Below are 3708 nucleotides of genomic sequence, written 5' to 3' on the forward strand. Positions count from 1 at the left end.
GTTGCAGTGAAGCAGATTCAGCCGGACACATCCAACTCCCTAACCGCATCGCGGCCGCCCTTCGGGCTTAAGGGAGTTGGACGTCGTGAATACAACAACGTTATGTGAAATGGCCGAAATCTGATAAAAACATTAAATTCAAAAGGAAATTAAACATGAATAGAACTAAAAGCAATATCAATTTTAGTCAATTTCTCAATCAAAGGGTTACAGAAATTAATAGAGTGTACCCAATAATTACTTTTGAAACAGGTTTTTTGACTATTGAATGCTCTTGGCGCTTAAGAAAGGGAAATTCAATAATTGTTGGAAATGCTGAAATTGAAGTAGAAGACAGAACGGATAAGGCATATGTAATATTTGAAGAAGCTTTGTTAAACAACACTATTTTAGATGTTACACATTTCGAGGAGATTTCAGATCTCACAGTAACATTTGACAATAATATCTATTTGGATGTATTTCATGAAAGTTCTTTATATGAAGGTTGGCAGTTAAGTGGCGCTAAAGGATTTCTATTAGTAGCTACTCCTGGAGGAAGTTATGCACTGGCCAATTGAACATTAAAGACTTTGATAAACAATGGTTAATAGAGATTAATAGAAATTTCTTGGGTATTTCAAGATGTCGGCCACATCATATAACAAAGTGTTCACGCATCGGGCATCCGCCCTCGGTCCCAGATGTGAATTCGGAGAAGTATAAGCTGTGGACACATCCATCCCCCTAAGATAAGAGCTATCTAAGGGGAATGAACGTCGTGAACACAGAACAGTTAGACGTAATGCAAGTGCCAAGGTAATGAGATCGATAAGAGCAGATGCTTAAGGAATGTTCCCACTCGGGAACTGATAGAAGGAAGATCGATTTTTTCTAAGGAATGTTCCCACTCGGGAACTGATTTGAAGGAAGGTCGATTTTTTCTAAGGAATGTTCCCACTCGGGAACTGATTTAAAGGAAGAGCAATTATTTCTAAGGAATGTTCCCATACGGGAACTGACTGGAAAGTAAGACCTTGTAATAAGTCATTATGGCAGTAGCTCGAAGAAGGCACTACGTCTAACACGATATTCACGCATCGGGCCATTCGGCCCTCGGTCCGGCAGGAGTTAGAAGTGGTTTCGGCGAGGCATTTCAGTTTGCATGGAAGTGAATTCAGCCGGACACATCCATCTCCCTAACCGCATCGCGGCCGCCCTTCGGGCTTAAGGGAGTTGGACGTCGTGAATACAAGGAACGTTAGGTGAAATTGGCCAATAAATCATAAAAAACAAAAAAGAAAAGGTGCTACTTATGATGATTCATAGAGGCATTGTCAATGAAACTGTTCTTAACAGGTTTCATAACATCATGGGAAATTCTCTAATGAATAATGCAGCAAATACTTGTAACATCGAACAGCATCTATCAGTTGCTAGTGTTTTGTGGCCAGAAATTATAGAGATTGATGGCTTTATATTCATTTCAGAATTTTATCAAGGGAATCTAAACAGTCTAAATGAACAGTTCAAGAATGATCGAAGACAGATTGAATTATTTGTTAATAGTTGGTCAATAGGAGACTTCTTTTTGATACCCAATAGTAATTCAATACATGATGACGAGGCCGTATATGAGTTCGCTAATGTATTAAAGTTCTTCTGGGAATTAAGAATTAAAGATCTATTTCTAGATCGAAAGATAAATATAGAACTTGGGATGGGGATAATGGGGGAACATGGACTGACAATAACAATGTATCAAGCATAATCAATGAAGTGGCCAACATCACCTAACAACGTATTCACGCTGCGGGCCTTGTAAGGCCCTGGGTCGCCTAGGAGCAGAAGAAGCGGATTCATAACGGGGCGAATTCAGTAGCAGGGAAGTGAACTCAGGCGACAACCACTGCGAGGCTAAGTCTTCGACCCGGCGCTTGGCGCCTTAAGCCTCTCGGGTTCGTGAATACTGGGAACGTTATCGGAAATCAATGCAAAACAAAAGAATCACTCCTGAACTGCTGGCAGGTTAGTTTAAAGCACAAATATGCATAGTAACGTATTATTAGTTTTATTATGATGTTGATCAAAAGATAGCTGTAAGCATTATTTAAAAATAGAAAGGAAAAATGTAGAAATGGAACGAGAACGTTTGGATAAGGCAATACAGCTGCGCGAAGAGGGACGAGCCAAGCAGGATCAAGCCGTTCTTGCCAAAGTCCGCGCAATGCTTTTAGATTTAATCAACGAGTACCCGGACGATGCTGAGATCAACTTTCAGACAGCAGTTGCTCATGATAATTCAGGATTAGGACGAGAAGCAATTCCATTTTATGTTCAAGCGCTTAAACAAGGACTTTCCGGACCAGATCTCGAAAGAGCTTTACTTGGTCTAGGAAGCACATATCGATATTTAGGATATTATCAGGAAGCAGAGGAAACATTACGTCGAGGTGTAAGAGAGTTTCCTTATCATAGAGGTCTTCAAGTCTTTCTTGCGATAGCACTCTATAATACGGGTAACTACAAAGAGTCGACAGAACTCCTTTTGTCCAATTTGATGGAAACAACCTCAGATGAAAAACTTCAATATTTTAGTAAACCGATTACATACTATGCACAGCATCTCGATGAAACCTGGGGAGATCGTGGCTGATAAGTTAGATTAATAGACAATAGGAGTTATCAACATAATAGGGAAAGCCAAGTTCGTTAATAGGCTACGTAAGTTATTCAAGGAAGGCATTGACATCCGATAACACCATATTCACGCTTCGGGCCATTCGGCCCTCGGTCCGGCAGGAGTTAGAAGTGGTTTCGGCGAGGCATTTCAGTTTGCATGGAAGTGAATTCAGCCGGACACATCCAACTCCCTAACCGCATCGCGGCCGCCCTTCGGGCTTAAGGGAGTTGGACGTCGTGAATACAAGGAACGTTATGTGAAACTGCCTAAATTCAAAGTCATTACTAGTTGTGAGGTGAAGTATGGGAGAAACCATAAATGATCGGGAAAATGAGATCATTATCAGTTATTTACCAGAAAAAGAAGACCCCATGGAAAAGAAAAAAATTATTAGAAAACTTTTCATAGCTTTGATAACCAGTACAGTTTATCTAATTGTTTTTGAATTATTATTTAGTGACTTAATTGAACTGACAATAGGAGTGATATTAGTACTTTTTCTACTGATTTTCCCTTTGTCATTTATAGCTGATCACAAATCAATCCAAAGGAAATTATTCCAAATTCCCTTATCTTTTATAGTTCAAGTTCTTTTACCAACAGTAATCGTACTTCCATTTGAACACTTTTATGGAATAATGACTTTCTCTGTATTATTCACAGGATTAATTCATTTGATATTAGATCTAATATTTGTAAAATCAACGAAATCATGAATTAAATTATTAGAAATTAATGTTTGAGTATTCCAATGAAGAGGCAGCATCACATAACACCATATTCACGCATCGGGGCATTCGCCCCTCGGTCCGTCAGAAGTTAGAAGCGGATTCGATGAGGTAATTGGCAGTAGCAGGAAGAAGATTCAGCCGGACACACCCGCACCACCTAACCGCATCGCGGCCGGTCACTTCGTGACCTTAAGGTGGTGCGGCGTCGTGAATACAAGGAACGTTATCTGAAAGATCCGCACAATTAAAACAAGATCAAAAGGAGAAGATCAAATAATGGGAGCAACTACTGTAGGGGCATCAATTGGTCTGATT

Annotated in this window: 4 protein-coding genes; all 4 read left to right on the forward strand. The window is 39.9% G+C overall.

From position 1 onward, the window contains the following. The first annotated feature begins 155 nt into the window (after positions 1–155). The 4 genes from J2Z20_RS17705 to J2Z20_RS17720 all read left to right on the forward strand — a co-directional run bounded on the left by J2Z20_RS17705 (position 156) and on the right by J2Z20_RS17720 (position 3378). Positions 156–560 (forward strand): DUF6188 family protein, encoded by a 405-nt coding sequence (locus J2Z20_RS17705; RefSeq protein WP_209853396.1) that lies wholly within the window; start codon positions 156–158, stop codon positions 558–560. A gap of 806 nt (positions 561–1366) precedes the next feature. Beyond that, complete coding sequence (locus J2Z20_RS17710; RefSeq protein ID WP_209853398.1) at positions 1367–1750, forward strand: hypothetical protein; 384 nt, start codon at positions 1367–1369, stop codon at positions 1748–1750. Between the two features lie 366 nt (positions 1751–2116). Then, on the forward strand, positions 2117–2635 hold the full coding sequence (locus J2Z20_RS17715) for a tetratricopeptide repeat protein (RefSeq protein ID WP_209853400.1): 519 nt from the start codon (positions 2117–2119) through the stop codon (positions 2633–2635). A gap of 329 nt (positions 2636–2964) precedes the next feature. Next, positions 2965–3378 (forward strand): hypothetical protein, encoded by a 414-nt coding sequence (locus J2Z20_RS17720; RefSeq protein WP_209853402.1) that lies wholly within the window; start codon positions 2965–2967, stop codon positions 3376–3378. Positions 3379–3708 lie beyond the last annotated feature (330 nt).

The organism is Paenibacillus sediminis (assembly GCF_017873765.1).
Classification (GTDB): Bacteria; Bacillota; Bacilli; order Paenibacillales; family Paenibacillaceae; genus Paenibacillus_AG; species Paenibacillus_AG sediminis.